Annotated in this window: 1 protein-coding gene and 1 pseudogene; both read left to right on the forward strand. The window is 31.5% G+C overall.

What is annotated here, in order from left to right:
* Positions 1-60 precede the first annotated feature (60 nt).
* Positions 61-732, forward strand: a pseudogene (locus tag ACF91D_RS29770) (SGNH/GDSL hydrolase family protein); the annotation flags it as partial.
* A 14-nt stretch (positions 733-746) separates the two neighbouring features.
* A partial coding sequence (locus ACF91D_RS29775) for a phage baseplate protein (RefSeq protein ID WP_392438324.1) occupies positions 747-2,607 on the forward strand: 1,861 nt, incomplete at its 3' end.

Below are 2,607 nucleotides of genomic sequence, written 5' to 3' on the forward strand. Positions count from 1 at the left end.
CTATTTAGTTGAGTTGAATAAACCAAAACCTGAGTTAATTGGTAAAACGATGTAAACAAAAATTGCACTATAATGATAGACTTCACATCTGTTTCAAGTATAAGGAATGTGAAGTCTATTTATGTTATTGGAGATTCGGTAGCAAAAGGTTCTGGTGCAAAAGAAAACTTCGGACAAATGCTTGCTAAGAAAATAGGTGCTAAAGTAATTAATGGTGCTGTGGGTGCAGCTACTATGTCTATGAATCGTGCTCACAGTATCTATGAACAAGCTTTAAAAATTACAAATACCGATTTAATAATTATTCAAGGAACCGATGATGATTGGCTATGTAATGGAGGCATACCTCTAGGTGAAGATAAAAATGATTTGAAAACTTATTATGGAGCTTTTTATCAAGCAGTAATGGCGATTAAAAAAAATAATTCAAATGGCAAAATTCTTTCTATGACGCCAACAAGACAATGTCCTGTTGATGGAACAAGAATAAGACGCAGAGATACTGATAAAAATAAACTTGGTTTAGTTTTAGAAGATTATGTAAATACTCATATTTCAGCTTGTACAGAATTAAACATTCCTGTATATGACGCATACCATACTGACTTAATAGATCCATATAATCCTGCATATAGAGCGAAAAACATGCCTGATGGACTACATCCGAATGAATTAGCACACGAAGTTATCATGTATGAGTTGATTAAAAATTATCATTACTTTTACGACTAAAGGAGGGGCTTTTAGTGACAGAGAAATTAATAACAAGTTTACATGCTGTATTTAATGAAAAGTATATAAACCAACATGAATTTAACTATCAAAAGTTAAACCGTTTTATGCAAAACGTTAATTTATATATGTATGCACACGGTAAGACAGATAAGAAAGCACATAATGCCGACCAGATTATTTATCAAAGACAAAGTATTGCAGATTTTTATAAATATTTAGTAGCTAGGTTAAATAATTTAGTTTTAGGGCATAACGGAGACGGAATTAATGAAGTAAAGGATGCACGAGTTGATAATCAAGGTGTTGTTCATCCAACACTGCATGAAAGACTTAGACATGAAAATTTATATTATACAAAGTTAATATCTGAACTTACGGAAGAAACAAAACAGAACCATGAAGAATTTTTAAATGCAGAATATCGTTTTGATCCACTAAATCAAGAAATGCAGTTCATTACTGATTTATCACCTAGAACTAATGCAGTAATGCAAAGTTTTTGGTTAGATTATAGAACGCATATTATATATATGACACAAGCTAGACCAGGTGGACATTATATGTTGAGTAGACTCAAACCTAATGGCCAATTTATAGATAGACTATTAGTAAAAAATGGTGGTCATGGCACACATAATGCTTATAGATATATTAAAGGAGAGTTATGGATTTATTCGGCTGTTCTAAGTGCTAATAAGAAAAATAAATTTGTACGCTTTAAATATAAAACTGGGGAAATTAATTATGAAGATGAACAAATGCAAGACGTTATGCCTCATGTATTTAATAATCGTTATACAAGTGCTATATATAATTCTAAAGAGAAGTTAATGATTTTCAGACGAGAATATACACAACAAGAGTCTAAAGATAAGAAATCATTGAATTTTATTGAAATTAGAAGCATTAATGATATTGATAATAATGTAGACAAAGTATTGTATAAATTTGATATTCCAGACGAATATACAAGCGCAACACAGCCTATGCAAGGTGTTACTTATGATGATGGAATTCTTTATTGGTATACGGGCGATAGTAATCCTAAAATACCTAACTATTTACATGCATTTGATGTTAAAAATGGTAAACATTTATGGAAACGAATAGTTACCATTGGTGGTATTGATGGAAACTATGTAGGTGATTTCCAAGAAGCAGAAGGTATGGCTATGTATTATGATGAAGATACTGGTAAAAAAGCATTATTACTAGGCGTAACTACTGGTCCAGGAAACAACAGACATCATGAAATACATTCAATTGCACAAAGAGATTTAAATGATAGCTTGAAAAATAGAGCGACGCCCGTATTAATGACTGATACAGGTGGTAGAGCCAAACCTTTACCTGCACAAGGATTTAGTAAGTTAAGTAATGTAACAGAAATTGGCCACTATTATATGTACACTGGAGATACATTGAATATTAAAGACTTTCCTTTAAGTAAAGAGTGGAGAGGATACGGATGGTTTTTTGATGTTTTGCCAGGTGATATAAATGGTGTTGTCAGACAAGTATTAACTAGATCATCATTTGGCCGTAATACAATGATATTTTCTAGAAATGTGGATGTGTTTACTAATAAAGTATCTGTGGGTTGGAGCTACCATAAAACATATGGTGAAATGTGGGAAACACCACCTAAGAGCATAAATAAATTGGCTGCTTTAAATATACCTGGTTTAGAAATTTATTTAACTGCTGAAGATACAAAACGATTTGTTGATTTTCCATCCCAATATAAAGGGGTAGCAGGTTTTGTATATTTAAGAGTTAAGTTATCACAAAATCAATATAAAGAATTTCTATTCAGAAATAATATAATTTCACCACCTGAAACATTAGAACGTACAACTCAAGGTACTAGAA

Source organism: Staphylococcus sp. 231237_7MaSpsaltlick, assembly GCF_043107035.1.